The following is a 15,023-nucleotide window of genomic DNA, read 5'->3' as shown; positions in this document are numbered from 1 at the left end:
AAACAAACACGGTTACAAATGGTACATAACCACATTAACCAAATGTAGAAATTGTTAATAAATTTAAAACATTGAAAAGATGAAATTTAGAAGAGTAAGTGGTGCTGATAGGCGGATTTGAACCGCCGACCTCACCCTTACCAAGGGTGCGCTCTACCAACTGAGCTATATCAGCGCTTGGAGCGGGCAGCGGGAATCGAACCCGCATCATTAGCTTGGAAGGCTAAGGTAATAGCCATTATACGATGCCCGCTGTTCTAAATTCGTCTGTCCGATGTGCGATTCAATTAAGAGAAATGGTGGAGGGAGAAGGATTCGAACCTTCGAAGGCTGAGCCAACAGATTTACAGTCTGCCCCCTTTGGCCGCTCGGGAATCCCTCCACGATAATTGAATACTTAATCACGATTTGCAGTTATGGTGCCGACTACCGGAATCGAACTGGTGACCTACTGATTACAAGTCAGTTGCTCTACCTACTGAGCTAAGTCGGCGTTGCGTTGTCGTAAGCAAGTGAGGTGCATTATAGGGAAATTTTAAAACCGTGCAAGTGTTTTTTTTCAAAAAAATTAAAAAATCTGTTTTTTCGCTTGCTTAATAAACAAAACGATTGTTTTTTATATGTTTTTACCGGTTTTAAGCAGATAAAACGCCCTATTTTTAGATTTCTATTGTATATTTACATATACGCTTTCCCTAGGAAAAGCATACTATTGCATCGGAAAATTAGAGAATTTGGCAATGAGCCTCAAAAAATCAAATAAAATCACACCTTTTTTAACTTTTGATCGTCAAAAATGGGCTGAATTACGCAAATCAGTGCCGTTAAAATTAACCGAACAAGATTTAAAACCGCTTCTCGGTTTTAATGAAGATCTTTCTTTAGATGAAGTCAGCACCATTTATTTACCGCTCGCACGTTTAATCAACTACTATATTGAAGAAAATCTTAAACGTCAGACGGTATTACATCGTTTCCTTGGCGTAGAATCGCCTAAAGTTCCTTATATTATCAGCATTGCCGGTAGTGTTTCAGTTGGTAAAAGTACGTCCGCACGTATTTTGCAAGCTCTACTTTCACAATGGCCAAATGAACGTAAAGTCGATTTAATCACAACGGACGGTTTCTTATACCCTTTGGCAAAATTACAAGAAAAAGATTTGCTTAAGCGTAAAGGCTTCCCGGAATCTTATGACATTCATCGGTTAATTCAATTCGTATCTGATATTAAATCAGGCAAACGTCATATTAAATCTCCTATTTATTCACATTTAACCTATGACATTATTCCCGATCAATATAACGTAGTTGATCAACCGGATATTGTCATTTTAGAAGGTTTAAACGTGCTACAAAGTGGAATGAATTATCCATCCAGTCCGCATAATGTTTTTGTATCGGACTTTGTCGATTTTTCTATTTATGTCGATGCAGATGAAGATTTGCTTAAACAATGGTATATCCACCGTTTTCTAAAGTTCCGCCGTAGTGCGTTTTCTGATCCAGATTCTTATTTCCATCATTATTCCAAACTATCGGAACAGGAGGCGATCCAAACCGCTTCAACCATTTGGGACGAAATTAACGGTTTAAACCTAAAGAAAAATATTTTACCTAGTCGTGATCGTGCGAATTTAATTTTGGTTAAGGGCGAAGACCACGCCATTCAGACGGTTAAACTGCAGAAATAGTTAACCACAAGTAGTAATATTTAATAAAAACCCACTAAATTAGGGCGATTAATCTGCAATTTTTTGTTAAGCTAATCGCCTATTTTTGCAAACTTTTAAAGAAAAAAGACCGCTTATGAATAAAAAACTTTTGCTTCCTTTAATTATTTTTTTAGCGTTAACCGTAACATTTATGGTGCAACTTTCTCGTAATGCTCAGGGCGATGACCCAAAAAAATTAGAATCTGCATTAGTCGGTAAAACGATTCCTGATTTCCGTTTAGAATCTTTACTTGATGAAAAACAAATGCTTGATCAAAATGTATTAAAAACAGGTAAACCGCGTTTGTTAACTGTTTGGGCGACTTGGTGTCCAACTTGTTATGCCGAACATGAATATCTCACATTACTCGCTAAACAAGGCGTAGAAATTGTCGGTGTGGACTATAAAGATGAGCGTTCTAAAGCAATGAAATTCCTTGCCAGTTACGGTAATCCTTACAAAGCAAACATTTACGATCCAAAGGGGTCATTAGGCTTAGATCTCGGTGTTTACGGGGCGCCTGAAACTTTTATTATTGACGGTAAAGGCATTATCCACTACCGCCATGCAGGCGATGTAAACGACCAAGTATGGAACCAAGTATTAAAACCGATTTATGAAAAACTTAAGCAACAATAATATGAAAAAATTATTTTCGATTTTCTTAATGGCAAGTGCGGTTGTTACTGCCGCTCCGGTTGAATTTAATCAATTTGATTCGGAGCAACAAGAAGCTGATTATCATAGCCTAATTCAAGAATTACGTTGTCCACAATGTCAGAACAATAATATTGCTGACTCTAACGCAACTATCGCAACCGATATGCGTGTAAAAACCTTAGAGTTACTCAAACAAGGTAAAAGCAAAGATGAAGTGGTCAATTATATGATTGAACGATATGGTAATTTTGTTACCTATGATCCACCGTTAACACCTGCAACAGTATTACTTTGGGCATTACCGGTCGCATTATTACTACTTGGCTTCGGTTTAATTTTTGGACGTAAGTCCAAAGTGAAACAAGCGGTTAAATCCGAGCAAGATTTTGCAACATCAACGATTGACCAAACACGTTTAAACCAAATTTTAAACAATAAGGAAGAGTAATGAATTTTTGGATTATTATTACGCTCGTAACGCTTGTTACCTGTTTTATTGCGTTCTATCCACTATTAAAAAAAGCGGTAAAAAGCGATTCAACTAAACGTGACAGCCTAAATAAAGCATTTTATTTAGATCGTTTAAAAGAAGTAGAACGTGAAGCGAATGAAGGGGTAATTGATGACCCTGAAAAAACCAAATTAGAACTTCAACAAAGTTTATTGGACGATATTCCTGAACAAAAAGAGGTAATACCGACAAAACCAAGCCATATCGGTAAAATTTGGTTTGTCGTATTACTGCTAGCCGTTGGTATTATTGGCACTACTGCTTATGTCAGCGTAGGTTCATGGCAAGCCGGTACCATGATAGATATGACCCATAAAAAATTAGAATATTTTTATGAACGTATCAAAGATGAAGATACCAATCCATTGTCTGAACAAGAATTAAATCAATTTGCCATGGCATTACGTGTAGAATTACAGGATAAACCAAACGATGCTAAAGGTTGGTTTATGTTAGGTCAAATCGGGATGGCAAAAGATGACGGTCAATTAGCCCTAGAAAGCTATGAAAAAGCGAGCAAATTAGACCCAAAAAATCTGCAATATAAAGGCAGTTATGCACAGGTGTTAATGTTCTCGCAAGATCAGGCGGATAAAGACAAGGGCAAAGAAGTGTTAAAAGAAATTTTACGCCAAGATCATACTAATTTAGATGCGCTTAGCCTACTCGCTTTCAGCTCTTTTGAAGAACAAGATTACAAAATGGCGGCAATGACTTGGGGTATGATGTTAAAACTGATTCCTGAAGGAGAGCCACGCCGTGCGACGGTTGAAAAAAGTATCAATATGGCAATGTCGATGCTAAAAGAGCAAGAAAGTAAACAACCGGCAAAAGCGGAAGAGAAAAAATAATTCACGTTTTAGCGAGATTAAAACTGATTTGGGCGGGTTTATACCCGCCCTAAAATTGCAAAAGGATAAATAATGTTAAGTAAAGAGACATTAAAAATCGGTTTGGTTTCTGTTTCAGACCGAGCTTCTAGCGGTGTTTATCAAGATCAAGGTATTCCTGAATTACAAGCATGGTTGGAATCCGCACTAACTGCACCATTTGAGGTTGAAACACGTTTAATTCCGGATGAGCAATCTGTTATTGAGCAAACTCTAATTGAATTAGTGGACAGACACTACTGCCATTTAGTATTAACTACCGGTGGAACAGGTCCAGCAAAACGTGACGTTACACCTGATGCAACTCTTGCGGTGGCACACCGTGAAATGCCAGGCTTTGGTGAACAAATGCGTCAAGTAAGTCTGCATTTTGTCCCGACCGCCATTCTCTCTCGCCAAGTCGGTGTTATTCGTCAAGACTCACTCATTTTAAATTTGCCGGGACAGCCGAAAGCGATTAAAGAAACCTTGGAAGGGGTAAAAGATGCACAAGGTAATACACTAGTACGAGGCATTTTTAGTGCCGTGCCATACTGTTTGCAATTATTAAGTGAAATTTATATCGACACGTATCCTGAAATCTGCGAAAGTTTCCGTCCGAAATCAGCGAGAAGATAATCTTTAAAACCACGGAATACACTGGTAACTCGGAAAGCTAAACAAGCGGTCAAATTTACTGAAAATTTTACATTCCGAGTAATCTACATTTTCCGTGGCGATTAAAATAGGAATTTCTTATGAAAAAAATTGAAGCAATTATTAAACCGTTCAAGCTAGATGATGTTCGTGAAGCATTAACCGATGCGGGTATTACCGGTATGACTGTTACCGAAGCGAAAGGCTTTGGTCGTCAAAAAGGCCATACAGAGCTTTATCGTGGTGCAGAATATGCGATTGATTTTCTACCGAAAATTAAACTGGAAATCGTGGTAGCAGATGATCAAGTAGATGCTTGTATCGAAGCGATTATCGACACTGCACAAACAGGTAAGATCGGTGACGGTAAAATCTTTATCTATGATGTCGAGCGAGTAATTCGTATCCGTACCGGAGAAGAAAACGAAGACGCTATTTAACCATTTGTATTGATGTTATCAGATAATGAGAAGGATAACATTCAAACCAAATACGAGTAACATTCAAATAGGAACACTATGAAACAAACCGGCATCAAATGGTTGTGGCTCAGTTTAGCGACAATTATTATTGATTTATGGACCAAATACCTTGTGGTACAACGCTTTGAGCTATATGAAAGCGTAAACGTACTACCAATTTTCAATTTAACCTACGTACGCAACTACGGTGCAGCCTTCAGCTTTTTAGCTGATCACGGCGGTTGGCAGAAATATTTTTTCTTAGGATTAGCTATTGTCATTTCACTCGGCTTAATTGTTATGCTGTGGCGTAATCAAGCGGTTAAAAAATTGGAAAATTCTGCATATGCCCTGATTATAGGCGGTGCAATCGGTAATGCAATTGACCGTGCTTATAATGGCTATGTAGTTGATTTCTTTGATTTTTATTGGGATATCTATCATTATCCCGTATTTAATGTGGCGGATATTGCCATTGTAGTGGGTGCAGGATTGCTTATCTTGGAAGCATTCCTCGACAAAAAGAGAAAGAGTGATTAAATGAATATTTTATTAGCAAACCCAAGGGGGTTCTGTGCTGGCGTTGATCGTGCGATTTCGATTGTAGAACTCGCTCTCGAAATTCACGGTGCACCGATTTATGTTCGTCACGAAGTGGTACACAACCGCTTTGTGGTGGACGGCTTAAAAGCTAAAGGTGCGGTGTTTGTCGAAGAATTAGACGAAGTGCCGGATGATGCGATTGTGATTTTCTCGGCACACGGTGTTTCACAAGCGGTTCGCCAAGAAGCAAAGCAACGCGGTTTAAAAGTATTTGATGCCACTTGCCCATTAGTCACCAAAGTACATATGCAAGTGGCACGTGCTAGCAAAAAAGGCACTAAAGCGATTTTAATCGGACATGAAGGTCATCCGGAAGTGATCGGCACAATGGGACAATATGACAACCAAGACGCCGGTATTTTCTTAGTGGAATCGGTCGAAGATATTGCCAGACTGCCGGTTAGCAACCAAGACGAGCTGACTTTTATGACGCAAACCACGCTTTCGATTGACGATACCAGCGATGTGATTGAAGCGTTAAAAGCGAAATACCCGGCAATTCAAGGTCCGCGTAAAAACGATATTTGTTATGCAACCACCAATCGCCAACAAGCGGTTAGAGAGTTGGCGAAACAATCACAACTGGTATTAGTGGTCGGCTCTAAAAATTCTTCAAACTCAAATCGTTTAGCCGAACTGGCTTCACGTATGGGTGTGCCATCTAAATTGATTGACGGTCCACAAGATATTGATCCAAGCTGGTTAAATGGTGTGGAAACCATCGGTATTACCGCCGGCGCATCAGCACCGGAAGTTTTAGTACAATCGGTAGTGGAACACTTAAAAACCTTAGGTGTAACCGGTGTGAGCAACTTAGAAGGTTGTGAAGAAAATATGGTGTTTGAAGTACCGAAAGAACTACGTATTCACGAGGTGAAATAATGGCTGAATTAAATCGTTTTAGAATTGAGTGGGAATGTCGCCGTGGAATGCGAGAGCTAGACAAAATGATTATGCCTTTTTATAAGGAATATTTTGATGAGTTAAGCGAAGCGCAGCAGCAAACTTTTGTAGCAATGCTCAAATATACCGATCCGGAATTATTCCGTTGGTTTATGCACCAAGCCCCTGCCCCAACGCAAGAAATGACCGATTTAATCGAATTAATCCGTTCTAAAATCGAGCGTTAATCCCTACTGCAAGCGGTCATTTTTGGTAAAAATTTGCTAAAAACGACCGCTTGTTACGTTGTTCTTACTGGCAAACAGATAAGAGTTTGTGATTTAAGTTTTGCTGTTCAAGTACAAATAAAACCGCTTTTGCTAACGCTTTACGGCTCATATAACTGTCTGGCATTGCCGTTGCATTTTCAATCAACCGGAAGGTTTCGTCTTCGTCAAGATTCAATCCGCACGGACGTAAAATTGTCCAGTTTAGTGAGCTTTCACGCAATATGTTTTCAGCCTGCGTTTTTGCTTGTAATGCTTCTCCAAGTGCTTGTTGCCCCCGTTCGGATAAAAATGACCATTGCTCACCGCAACCCATACTGGTAATAAAAATAAAACGAGCGGCAGGTGCATATTTCAGCATCGCACGAATAATATTGATATTACCGGCAGCATCGCTACGTACACCGTCCTTTTTACCACCGATATAGCTAATCACCACTTTTGGCGAATATTGCTGCATCACCGCTTCACAGGCTTCCGGTGACATTACATCGGCAACCGCTGTTTGGCGATCAGCAAAAAACGGATCGTCAGAAGGTTTACGTAGTACCGACACAATCGGTTCATCAACTGCTTGCAATAATGCCCGTCCGGCTAAGCCATTGGCTCCAAACAATAAAATCATTTTTCCCCCTTCACTAATTGACGCATAAAGTCAATTTGGTTTTGACGTAAATTACGAGCTTCATCACGTCCAACAAAGATTTTAAACATTGCGTCGCCTTGATGGTTAATAAAGTTAAGCGATACGGTATGTTTGCCCATAAATGGACGTTCAAGTAAATAAATCGCCGCACAGTTTTCATAACGTAAGTGACCGTGTACGCCACCTTCCTGAGCGTGATCAAAATTGTAAAATCCTCTGCCGATTTGACCGCTTGGTAGCTTGCCGGTGACTTCAACCACAGCATCCGGCGTGTGTGCAATAAAGGTCACTGCATCTTCTAGCGTTGCTAACGCTTGCATGATTTCCACAAAACGTGCGCCGTCCGTTTTGGTGACCATTTCCGCCGGTAAGCAGCTAATCACTTCTTCTAAGCTGCATTGTTTCATACCGGCAACCATTTCTAAAATTTGCCCTGGATTTTCGGCAAGTGATTGGCGTAATTCGCTTAATTGTTGTTCACTTAATTTAACCATGCTGTTCTCCTTTTTATCTTCTGTGGGTAGCGTGAGCATTAATTTGCGGATCAATGTAGGTGACCAGTATCGACCACTGATATTCAAGTGAGCGATACCATCTTGATCAATGTTTAATAAAGATAATTGCTGCCATTGCATCAGCAATTTCATTGCTTTTGGGTTATGTTTAAATAACTTAATATCCAGATAGCCCAGTTCTAAATCGTGTTGTACCACACCAAGCAACGGTTTATTTGCACCGTGTTTACTTAAAAACGACAGCGCTTTTTTGTCTGCCTGTGTGTCTAAATAGGTTTGTAATGTGGAATGAACTTGGAAACTATAACCGCCGAAATTACCGCCTGCACCGGAACCGAAAGCCAGACACGGCATATTGGATTTAACTAACGTGTTATAACGGTTTCGTTCCCCTCGATTCGGGAAAGCAAAGTGGTTATTACTGACTTGTTGCCAACCGGCTTTTTGTAAATGCTCTACCGCATAAGCGTAATGTTGCGCTTGTACCCCAAAACTGGCGGCGGCAGGCAGAGAACCGTGTTCAATCATTTTATTAATCGGTAAAAACGGATAATTATTAAACGCATAAATATCCAAACCGGATAACGGTAGGCTACTTGCCACTTTAATATCGTTCGCCCAGACTTCGTCCGTTTGATTTGGTAAACCGAAAATCAAATCAGCAACAATAACCACATCCAATCCACACAAGGCCTTGAGGTATTCGTAGGCTTCTTCTCCACTATGTTTGCGTCCTAAACGTTTACGAATGTTTGAATTAAAGGTTTGAATACCGATTGAAATACGATTCACACCGGCAGCTACGCAAGCACGAGCCTTTTCAATATCAAAATGACTAATACGACCTTCAATCGTAAATTCGCAATCATCCGCCAGCGGTAAATACTGGTAACAGGCTTTGATTAAACGCACCAGATCTTCGGTATCCAATGCGGTTGGCGTTCCGCCACCGAAATAAACCGCTTTGATTTTACCGTTACCTTGGCGGATACTTGCTTCGTACGCTAACTCTTCAATCAGTTTATCGGTATAGATTTTGCTATAGTCTTGTTTCCACGCATTGCGATAAAAACCACAGAAAATACAATGACCGGCACAAAAAGGAATATGGAAGTATGCCAAACCATCTTCTTTAAGAGCGTGAATAGCAGCTTGTCTCCATAAATTCTGCCATTCTTGTTGCGGTACAACTTCACCACCCCAAATCGGCATTAATGCTTGGCGTTCAGGAAATGCTTGTGGAGCAGCTTGAGTTGCTTGCCAATTTTTTGTTGTAATCATAATTGCTTCCTCAGTCTGTAAAACGAGAAAGGAGTTATACAGAATCCAACTGTAAATGATATTGATTTTTATCAAGATATGTCAAGTTAATTATAATGCTTACAAAAAAAGCAGAGCCTTTGCTCTGCTTTTTTACTGAGTGCTACGGAATGACGATATTACGTAACAGTTACTACATTGTTGAAACGAATTAACCTTTTAAACCTTCGGCAATACGTGCCGCATCCACACCGGCATTTGCTTCTACACGTTGTATAAATGGTGAGAGTTGCTCAAGGTGTGAAAAATCTAAGCCTAGCAGACGACACCAATTTAACATAATGTAAAGATACACATCTGCAACCGAGATATTTTCTCCAAAGAAAATATGGCTTTCTAAATGCTCATTGGCAGTCGATAATTGATCTAAAACCTGTTCTGCCGCTTGCTGACGAATAAGACGAGTTAACTCTTCGTTACCCTCCGCATAACTTGGTAAACGGAATAACGGTACAAATGATTTATGTACATCGCAATTAAAAAAGGCTAGCCAACGAGCCGCTTTCGCTTTATCACGTAAGGTTTTGCTACCGAATAATTTTGCTTCCGGATATTTCTCATCTAAATAGTGCAAAATCGCTTGGTTTTGTGAAAGGGCTAAATCACCGTCCACTAATAACGGTACTGCACCACGTGGATTCAACGCTAAAAATTCCGCTGATTTAATAAAATCACGGCTCACTAGCTCCGCTTGATATTCCGCACCAGTCCATTCTAACGCAACGTGTGGTACAAATGAGCAAGCACCTTTTAAACAATAAAGTTTCATATCTTTCTCCAAATCAAATATCCTCGACCATTACTCGCCGAGGAAATAGCAATCTTATGGTAATAATTTCTCTAAACGCCATAAATCCGCAAAACTTGCACGTGCTTTAATTAAGTGCGCTTGGTCGCCGTCAACCATAATTTCGACCGCTTGCGGACGTGAATTGTAGGTTGAAGACATCGCCGCTCCGTAAGCCCCTGCCGAACGCATTGCAATCAGGTCGCCTTGTTCAATCGCCAGTTCTCTGCCTTTACCTAAAAAGTCTGAGGTTTCACAAATCGGGCCAACTACGTCATAGACCGCTTTTTCACGCACAAGTGATTGATCTACCTCGGTAATCTGCATATAAGCTTCATAAAGCGCCGGACGAATCATATCGTTCATACCGGTATCAACAATCGCAAAATTACGATCTTCATTCGCTTTAAGGTATTCCACTTTAGTGACTAAAATCCCCGCATTGGCTGTGATCGCACGACCCGGCTCTAAGATGATCTCAAGATCTGCATAACCTTTTAATTTTTCGAGTAATGCTTTGGCATATTCGGTTGGATGCGGCGGTTCTTCGCCGTTATACGGCACGCCTAAACCACCGCCTAAATCTAAGTGATGTAATTCGATACCGTCTTCTTTTAATTGTTCCATTAATACAATCAAGCGATCAGCGGCATCTAAAAACGGTTGTAATTCGGTTAATTGCGAACCGATATGGCAATCCATACCGGTAATTTTTACGTTCGGTAAGGTTTTGGCTAAACGATACACCTCACGTGCTTGGGTTACGCTTACCCCAAATTTATTTTCTTTTAAACCGGTGGAAATATAAGGGTGAGTATGTGCATCCACATCCGGATTTACACGCAATGAAATTGGTGCGATTTTACCTAATTGACCGGCAACGTCATTAATGCGGTGTAACTCGGCGATAGATTCTATATTAAAGCAACGAATACCAACTTCCAACGCACGCTGAATTTCACTGTGTGACTTTGCCACACCGGAAAATACCACTTTACTTGGGTCACCACCAGCGACAAGTACACGTTCAAGCTCACCTTGCGATACTATGTCAAAGCCCGAACCAAGGCGTGCCATTACATTTAATAAAGCGATATTGGAATTGGATTTCACCGCAAAACAAACTAAATGTGGATGCGTACCAAATGCTTTATCAAATGCGTGCCAATGACGCTCAAGCGTAGCACGAGAATAAATATAAGCTGGCGTGCCATATTGCTTAATGATGTCGGAAACGGAAACCTCTTCCGCAAACAGTTGTTGATTTTTATATTCAAAATGATTCATTGACTTGTCCGTTGTGTTTGAAAAATAAAACCACGGCAAAATCCCATACTGGTAATGACAAACAATCGAATAAATTTGATCGCTTGTGATACCGAGCTTTTATATTGCCGTGGTAAAAGGTTATTTTATTTGTTGTTGAGCCGGTTGTTGCTCAGGAAAATAAAGTGGGCCTTTTACACCGCAGGCTGCTAATCCGAATGATGCGAGTAGTGCCACTAACAATAATTTTTTCATCGTAAATCCTTGAGAGTGAATTGTTTGTTGATTCTAAAACAAATTGCGGTAATGAAAAAGCAAAAAAGCCGTTTCTCAGATTTTTAGAGACATAGCTTTTGTAAAATTTCTCACAAATTCGACCGCTTATAGTATAAAAAAAGCCACCCTTGCGGATGGCTTGATTCACGTTATATTGATTACAGTGCGATTACTGCAAAGAACACAATCACTGAGTAGAGGGCAGATAATCCGTAGAATACCCAACCACCTGCAGGAAAGTGAATTTTGAGGTCGTGTAAACCATGATGTACACGGTGCATACCTGCCCACATTGGGAAGATAGTTACCGCTAAAATCACTAATTTACCTAACCAAGTGTGGGCAAATGCCACAATATTATCTACCGGTACTAAACCGAGCGGTAATAACACACCTAAAATAAGAAGTAATACAGGGAAACAAATTGCACTAATTGTACCGCCCGCACTAAACATTAACCATACAGGTGGTTCATTAGAACGTTTTGGATCTTGTTTATTCATTGCTATTCTCCCCTACATATAAGTACATACTAATGCAACTAGGCTCACTAAACCTGTTACTGCCCAAAGTGCATTTTTTAAAATGTTTGGATTTACACGCTCATTTTTAACGATAAAAGTTAAAACTTGCGGAGTCATCACATACAATGTTGCGGCATGGTATAACAATGCGGCAATACTGATAACGTTTAAAATAAATACAATAGGGTTTTGTAAGAAACTGATAAAGCCGTCTAAACTTTCTCCGCTTAAACTAATTACTCCATGCAGTAATACTAAGCAAAACCATACGGTAGCAAGACAAGTTGCTTCACGTACCATGTACATTTTATAGAAGCTAGATTTTGTCCACCAATTTGCGTTCATTTCGCGTACATACGCTTTACGTTTAGTTGTCATATTGCCCCCTAGCCTTTTGGTTTAAGCATTGAAATTACGTAATCTTTCGCACTTTCCAATTTACCTTGGTTAATCGCAGAAGCTGGGCCTACATGTTTCGGACATACTTCTGAACAATAACCGACGAAAGTACAACTCCACACCCCGTTTTTAGAGCTTAAGAGTTTCATACGTTGTTCACGACCGTTATCACGGTTATCCAAGTTATAACGGTGAGCAAGGGTAATCGCTGCCGGACCGATGAACTCAGGGTTTAAACCAAATTGCGGACAAGCTGCATAGCATAGACCACAGTTAATACACATTGAGAATTGACGATATTTCTCTAATTGTGCCAGGGTTTGTTTAGTACGCTGACCTTCCGGTGCTTTATTATCGATAACATAAGGTTTGATTGCTTCGATGCTGTCGATAAAGTGGCTTAAATCCACTACTAAGTCACGCTCAATCGGGAAGTTTGCAAGCGGTTCAATTCGCATAAAGCCACTGTAATCACGTAAGAATGTTTTACATGCTAATTTCGGTTTACCGTTTACCATCATACCGCACGAGCCGCAGATTGCCATACGGCAAGACCAACGATAAGAAAGCTCAGGCTCAAGTTCGTCTTTAATATAACCAAGTGCATCTAATAATGAAGTTTGGCTATCGAACGGCACTTCATATTTGTCTAAATGTGGTTCGCTATCTGTTTCCGGATTGTAGCGAAGCACTTCGATGGTCATTTTGTTTAAATTTGCCATATTATCGCTCTCCTATTTTTGTGCCTGTTCTGCTGCTTTTTTCGCTTTTTCTTGCGCTTCTGCTTCCGCACCATATACACGTTTTGCAGGTTGTGATTTAGTAATTTTCACATCTGAATATTTAATGGTTGGTGTGCCGTCTGCGTTATAGAATGCTTGGGTGTGTTTTAAGTAATTCACATCGTCACGTTCGGTATAGTCTAAACGTTGGTGTGCACCACGAGATTCTTTACGTTCAACCGCAGAGCAAGCGATTGATTGCGCCACGTCTAAAATGAAACCTAATTCGATTTTGTAGAGTAAATCAGTATTAAACACGCTTGATTTATCTTTTACGCTGATATTTTTGTAACGTTCTCTTAACTCGTGGATTTTGTTTACTGCACCTTCCATACTTTCTTGAGTACGATAGATACCACAACCTTCTTCCATTGCGTCACCCATTTGGTTACGAATATCAGACCAAGATTCATTACCTTCTTGACGAGCTAAAGCGTGTAAACGTGCAACTACATCTTGTGCTTGTGCATCAATTTGTGCTTGGTTACGAGGACCGGCTTCTTGTGCACGGCGAGCCGCATTTTCACCAGCCACTTTACCAAATACCACTAACTCTGCTAATGAGTTAGAACCTAAACGGTTTGCACCGTGTAAGCCTGAAGACGCACATTCACCAACTGCAAATAAGCCTTTAATTGAAGTTTCTGCGTGCATATCCACTTCAATACCACCCATTGTATAATGAACCACCGGGCGAACTGGGATTGGTGAAGTTACCGGATCTACGCCTTCATAAGCACGTGCTAATTCGCAGATAAACGGTAAACGTTCGGTTAAGTGTTTTTCACCTAAATGACGTAAGTCTAGATGCACTACATCCACACCTTTTGCCGTTTTTAAAGTGTTACCTTTTTTCCATTCTTGCCAGAATGCTTGTGAAACTTTGTCACGCGGACCTAATTCCATATATTTATTTTCAGGTTTGCCGATCGGTGTTTCAGGTCCTAGGCCATAATCTTGTAAGTAACGATAACCATCTTTATTGACTAAGATACCACCTTCACCACGGCAGCCTTCGGTCATTAAGATACCGGTATTCGGTAAACCGGTTGGGTGATATTGAACAAATTCCATATCACGTAATGCCACACCGTGACGATATGCCATTGATAAACCGTCACCCGTTACGATACCACCGTTGGTATTGAAACGATAAGTACGACAACCACCACCTGTTGCGATAACGACTGCATTTGCGTTGATTTGAACGAGAGTACCTTCCATCATATTCATCGCTACACAACCGCGAGCTTCGCCGTTGTCAGTCAGGATATCTAAAACGAAATGTTCGTCAAAACGGACGATGTTAGGATATTTGATAGAAGTTTGGAAAAGGGTGTGTAATAAGTGGAAACCGGTTTTATCCGCCGCAAACCACGTACGTTCGATTTTCATACCACCGAAACGACGTACGTTCACTTCACCATCTTCACGACGTGACCAAGGACAGCCCCAACGTTCTAGCTGAGTCATTTCAATCGGTGAATGTTCAACAAAATATTCTACGATATCCTGTTCGCATAACCAGTCACCGCCACCCACTGTATCATTAAAGTGGTTATCGAAAGAGTCTGTATCTTTGATTACTGCCGCTGAACCGCCCTCTGCCGCCACCGTATGGCTACGCATTGGGTAAACTTTTGAAATTAAAGCAATTTTAAGATTTGGATTTGCCTCCGCTGCTGCGATCGCTGCACGTAAACCGCCACCGCCAGCACCGATAATTGCGACATCAAAATTAACACTTTGCATAATGCACTCCAAAATAATAGATTAATTAATCAATATAACTCGTTTTTATTGTGCCACTATTTTTTGTGCAAGATAAGCGTATTTTACTTTTTTAGTCAGATAAAAATCTGTTT

The 15,023-nt window shown here is 40.3% G+C and carries 18 protein-coding genes and 4 tRNA genes; 9 read left to right on the top strand and 13 right to left on the bottom strand.

Annotated features, from left to right (window positions below; all coding sequences use genetic code 11):
* Positions 1 to 99: 99 nt before the first annotated feature.
* The 4 genes from NYR60_RS08390 to NYR60_RS08375 form a co-directional block, all read right to left on the bottom strand.
* A tRNA-Thr gene (locus NYR60_RS08390) sits at positions 100 to 175 on the bottom strand.
* Between the two features lie 3 nt (positions 176 to 178).
* Positions 179 to 253: transfer RNA gene (locus NYR60_RS08385), tRNA-Gly, on the bottom strand.
* Between the two features lie 44 nt (positions 254 to 297).
* Positions 298 to 382, bottom strand: a tRNA-Tyr gene (locus NYR60_RS08380).
* Between the two features lie 35 nt (positions 383 to 417).
* Positions 418 to 493 (bottom strand) — tRNA-Thr (locus NYR60_RS08375).
* A gap of 247 nt (positions 494 to 740) precedes the next feature.
* Here NYR60_RS08375 and coaA point away from each other — a divergent pair.
* The 9 genes from coaA (at position 741) to NYR60_RS08330 (ending at position 6,604) form a co-directional block, all read left to right on the top strand.
* Positions 741 to 1,691 (top strand): type I pantothenate kinase, encoded by a 951-nt coding sequence (coaA, locus tag NYR60_RS08370; protein WP_279466678.1) that lies wholly within the window; start codon positions 741 to 743, stop codon positions 1,689 to 1,691.
* 115 nt (positions 1,692 to 1,806) lie between these two features.
* Positions 1,807 to 2,352 (top strand): DsbE family thiol:disulfide interchange protein, encoded by a 546-nt coding sequence (locus NYR60_RS08365; protein WP_279466675.1) that lies wholly within the window; start codon positions 1,807 to 1,809, stop codon positions 2,350 to 2,352.
* Positions 2,330 to 2,821: a cytochrome c-type biogenesis protein gene (locus NYR60_RS08360; RefSeq protein ID WP_279466674.1), complete on the top strand. Its 492-nt coding sequence runs from the start codon at positions 2,330 to 2,332 to the stop codon at positions 2,819 to 2,821. Before NYR60_RS08365 ends, NYR60_RS08360 begins: the two co-directional genes overlap by 23 nt.
* The gene (gene ccmI / locus NYR60_RS08355; RefSeq protein WP_279466672.1) at positions 2,821 to 3,735 is read left to right on the top strand and encodes a c-type cytochrome biogenesis protein CcmI; all 915 of its coding nucleotides are present in this window, start codon (positions 2,821 to 2,823) and stop codon (positions 3,733 to 3,735) included. The genes NYR60_RS08360 and ccmI overlap by 1 nt, the downstream gene beginning before the upstream one ends.
* Before the next feature lie 72 nt (positions 3,736 to 3,807).
* Positions 3,808 to 4,392: a molybdopterin adenylyltransferase gene (mog, locus tag NYR60_RS08350; RefSeq protein ID WP_279466670.1), complete on the top strand. Its 585-nt coding sequence runs from the start codon at positions 3,808 to 3,810 to the stop codon at positions 4,390 to 4,392.
* Positions 4,393 to 4,511: 119 nt separating this feature from the next.
* Complete coding sequence (gene glnB / locus NYR60_RS08345) at positions 4,512 to 4,850, top strand: nitrogen regulatory protein P-II (RefSeq protein ID WP_039198472.1); 339 nt, start codon at positions 4,512 to 4,514, stop codon at positions 4,848 to 4,850.
* Positions 4,851 to 4,928: 78 nt separating this feature from the next.
* Positions 4,929 to 5,411, top strand: coding sequence for a signal peptidase II (gene lspA / locus NYR60_RS08340; protein ID WP_279466667.1), 483 nt, complete (start codon positions 4,929 to 4,931; stop codon positions 5,409 to 5,411).
* Positions 5,412 to 6,356: a 4-hydroxy-3-methylbut-2-enyl diphosphate reductase gene (ispH, locus tag NYR60_RS08335; protein WP_279466665.1), complete on the top strand. Its 945-nt coding sequence runs from the start codon at positions 5,412 to 5,414 to the stop codon at positions 6,354 to 6,356. It begins immediately after the preceding gene.
* Positions 6,356 to 6,604: a succinate dehydrogenase assembly factor 2 gene (locus NYR60_RS08330; RefSeq protein WP_005615901.1), complete on the top strand. Its 249-nt coding sequence runs from the start codon at positions 6,356 to 6,358 to the stop codon at positions 6,602 to 6,604. Before ispH ends, NYR60_RS08330 begins: the two co-directional genes overlap by 1 nt.
* A gap of 64 nt (positions 6,605 to 6,668) precedes the next feature.
* Here NYR60_RS08330 and NYR60_RS08325 read toward each other — a convergent pair whose 3' ends face one another.
* The 9 genes from NYR60_RS08325 to frdA form a co-directional block, all read right to left on the bottom strand.
* Positions 6,669 to 7,268 (bottom strand): NAD(P)-dependent oxidoreductase, encoded by a 600-nt coding sequence (locus NYR60_RS08325; protein WP_279466663.1) that lies wholly within the window; start codon positions 7,266 to 7,268, stop codon positions 6,669 to 6,671.
* Entirely contained in the window at positions 7,265 to 9,085 is a 1,821-nt protein-coding gene (gene hutW / locus NYR60_RS08320) for a heme anaerobic degradation radical SAM methyltransferase ChuW/HutW (protein ID WP_279466662.1), read from the bottom strand. The genes NYR60_RS08325 and hutW overlap by 4 nt, the downstream gene beginning before the upstream one ends.
* Before the next feature lie 190 nt (positions 9,086 to 9,275).
* Positions 9,276 to 9,893: a glutathione S-transferase family protein gene (locus tag NYR60_RS08315; RefSeq protein WP_279466661.1), complete on the bottom strand. Its 618-nt coding sequence runs from the start codon at positions 9,891 to 9,893 to the stop codon at positions 9,276 to 9,278.
* 54 nt (positions 9,894 to 9,947) lie between these two features.
* A complete protein-coding gene (gene lysA, locus NYR60_RS08310; protein ID WP_279466660.1) occupies positions 9,948 to 11,198 on the bottom strand; it encodes a diaminopimelate decarboxylase in 1,251 nt (416 codons plus the stop codon).
* A gap of 120 nt (positions 11,199 to 11,318) precedes the next feature.
* Positions 11,319 to 11,432 carry an LPS translocon maturation chaperone LptM gene (lptM, locus tag NYR60_RS08305; protein ID WP_279466659.1) on the bottom strand — a complete coding sequence of 38 codons (114 nt, stop codon included), beginning with the start codon at positions 11,430 to 11,432 and terminating at the stop codon, positions 11,319 to 11,321.
* Between the two features lie 179 nt (positions 11,433 to 11,611).
* The gene (gene frdD / locus NYR60_RS08300; protein ID WP_115587985.1) at positions 11,612 to 11,956 is read right to left on the bottom strand and encodes a fumarate reductase subunit FrdD; all 345 of its coding nucleotides are present in this window, start codon (positions 11,954 to 11,956) and stop codon (positions 11,612 to 11,614) included.
* A gap of 12 nt (positions 11,957 to 11,968) precedes the next feature.
* Positions 11,969 to 12,355, bottom strand: a complete 387-nt coding sequence (gene frdC, locus NYR60_RS08295) for a fumarate reductase subunit FrdC (RefSeq protein ID WP_279466658.1) — start codon at positions 12,353 to 12,355, stop codon at positions 11,969 to 11,971.
* A gap of 8 nt (positions 12,356 to 12,363) precedes the next feature.
* Positions 12,364 to 13,098, bottom strand: a complete 735-nt coding sequence (locus tag NYR60_RS08290; protein ID WP_279466656.1) for a succinate dehydrogenase/fumarate reductase iron-sulfur subunit — start codon at positions 13,096 to 13,098, stop codon at positions 12,364 to 12,366.
* Positions 13,099 to 13,110: 12 nt separating this feature from the next.
* On the bottom strand, positions 13,111 to 14,910 hold the full coding sequence (gene frdA / locus NYR60_RS08285; RefSeq protein WP_005598820.1) for a fumarate reductase (quinol) flavoprotein subunit: 1,800 nt from the start codon (positions 14,908 to 14,910) through the stop codon (positions 13,111 to 13,113).
* Between the last annotated feature and the right edge of the window lie 113 nt (positions 14,911 to 15,023).

Source organism: Actinobacillus genomosp. 2, from assembly GCF_029773605.1.
Classification (GTDB): Bacteria; Pseudomonadota; Gammaproteobacteria; order Enterobacterales; family Pasteurellaceae; genus Actinobacillus.
This window is presented reverse-complemented; position numbering and strand designations above follow the sequence as displayed.

Excerpts from the sequence above, each read along its gene's own strand:
- hutW (WP_279466662.1), bottom strand. The coding sequence starts at position 9,085 with ATGATTACAACAAAAAATTGGCAAGCAACTCAAGCTGCTCCACAAGCA.
- frdD (WP_115587985.1), bottom strand. The coding sequence starts at position 11,956 with ATGAATAAACAAGATCCAAAACGTTCTAATGAACCACCTGTATGGTTA.
- ccmI (WP_279466672.1), top strand. The coding sequence starts at position 2,821 with ATGAATTTTTGGATTATTATTACGCTCGTAACGCTTGTTACCTGTTTT.
- glnB (WP_039198472.1), top strand. The coding sequence starts at position 4,512 with ATGAAAAAAATTGAAGCAATTATTAAACCGTTCAAGCTAGATGATGTT.
- NYR60_RS08315 (WP_279466661.1), bottom strand. The coding sequence starts at position 9,893 with ATGAAACTTTATTGTTTAAAAGGTGCTTGCTCATTTGTACCACACGTT.
- NYR60_RS08330 (WP_005615901.1), top strand. The coding sequence starts at position 6,356 with ATGGCTGAATTAAATCGTTTTAGAATTGAGTGGGAATGTCGCCGTGGA.
- NYR60_RS08365 (WP_279466675.1), top strand. The coding sequence starts at position 1,807 with ATGAATAAAAAACTTTTGCTTCCTTTAATTATTTTTTTAGCGTTAACC.
- NYR60_RS08325 (WP_279466663.1), bottom strand. The coding sequence starts at position 7,268 with ATGATTTTATTGTTTGGAGCCAATGGCTTAGCCGGACGGGCATTATTG.
- NYR60_RS08360 (WP_279466674.1), top strand. The coding sequence starts at position 2,330 with ATGAAAAACTTAAGCAACAATAATATGAAAAAATTATTTTCGATTTTC.
- coaA (WP_279466678.1), top strand. The coding sequence starts at position 741 with ATGAGCCTCAAAAAATCAAATAAAATCACACCTTTTTTAACTTTTGAT.
- mog (WP_279466670.1), top strand. The coding sequence starts at position 3,808 with ATGTTAAGTAAAGAGACATTAAAAATCGGTTTGGTTTCTGTTTCAGAC.
- frdA (WP_005598820.1), bottom strand. The coding sequence starts at position 14,910 with ATGCAAAGTGTTAATTTTGATGTCGCAATTATCGGTGCTGGCGGTGGC.
- lspA (WP_279466667.1), top strand. The coding sequence starts at position 4,929 with ATGAAACAAACCGGCATCAAATGGTTGTGGCTCAGTTTAGCGACAATT.
- lptM (WP_279466659.1), bottom strand. The coding sequence starts at position 11,432 with ATGAAAAAATTATTGTTAGTGGCACTACTCGCATCATTCGGATTAGCA.
- ispH (WP_279466665.1), top strand. The coding sequence starts at position 5,412 with ATGAATATTTTATTAGCAAACCCAAGGGGGTTCTGTGCTGGCGTTGAT.
- frdC (WP_279466658.1), bottom strand. The coding sequence starts at position 12,355 with ATGACAACTAAACGTAAAGCGTATGTACGCGAAATGAACGCAAATTGG.
- lysA (WP_279466660.1), bottom strand. The coding sequence starts at position 11,198 with ATGAATCATTTTGAATATAAAAATCAACAACTGTTTGCGGAAGAGGTT.
- NYR60_RS08290 (WP_279466656.1), bottom strand. The coding sequence starts at position 13,098 with ATGGCAAATTTAAACAAAATGACCATCGAAGTGCTTCGCTACAATCCG.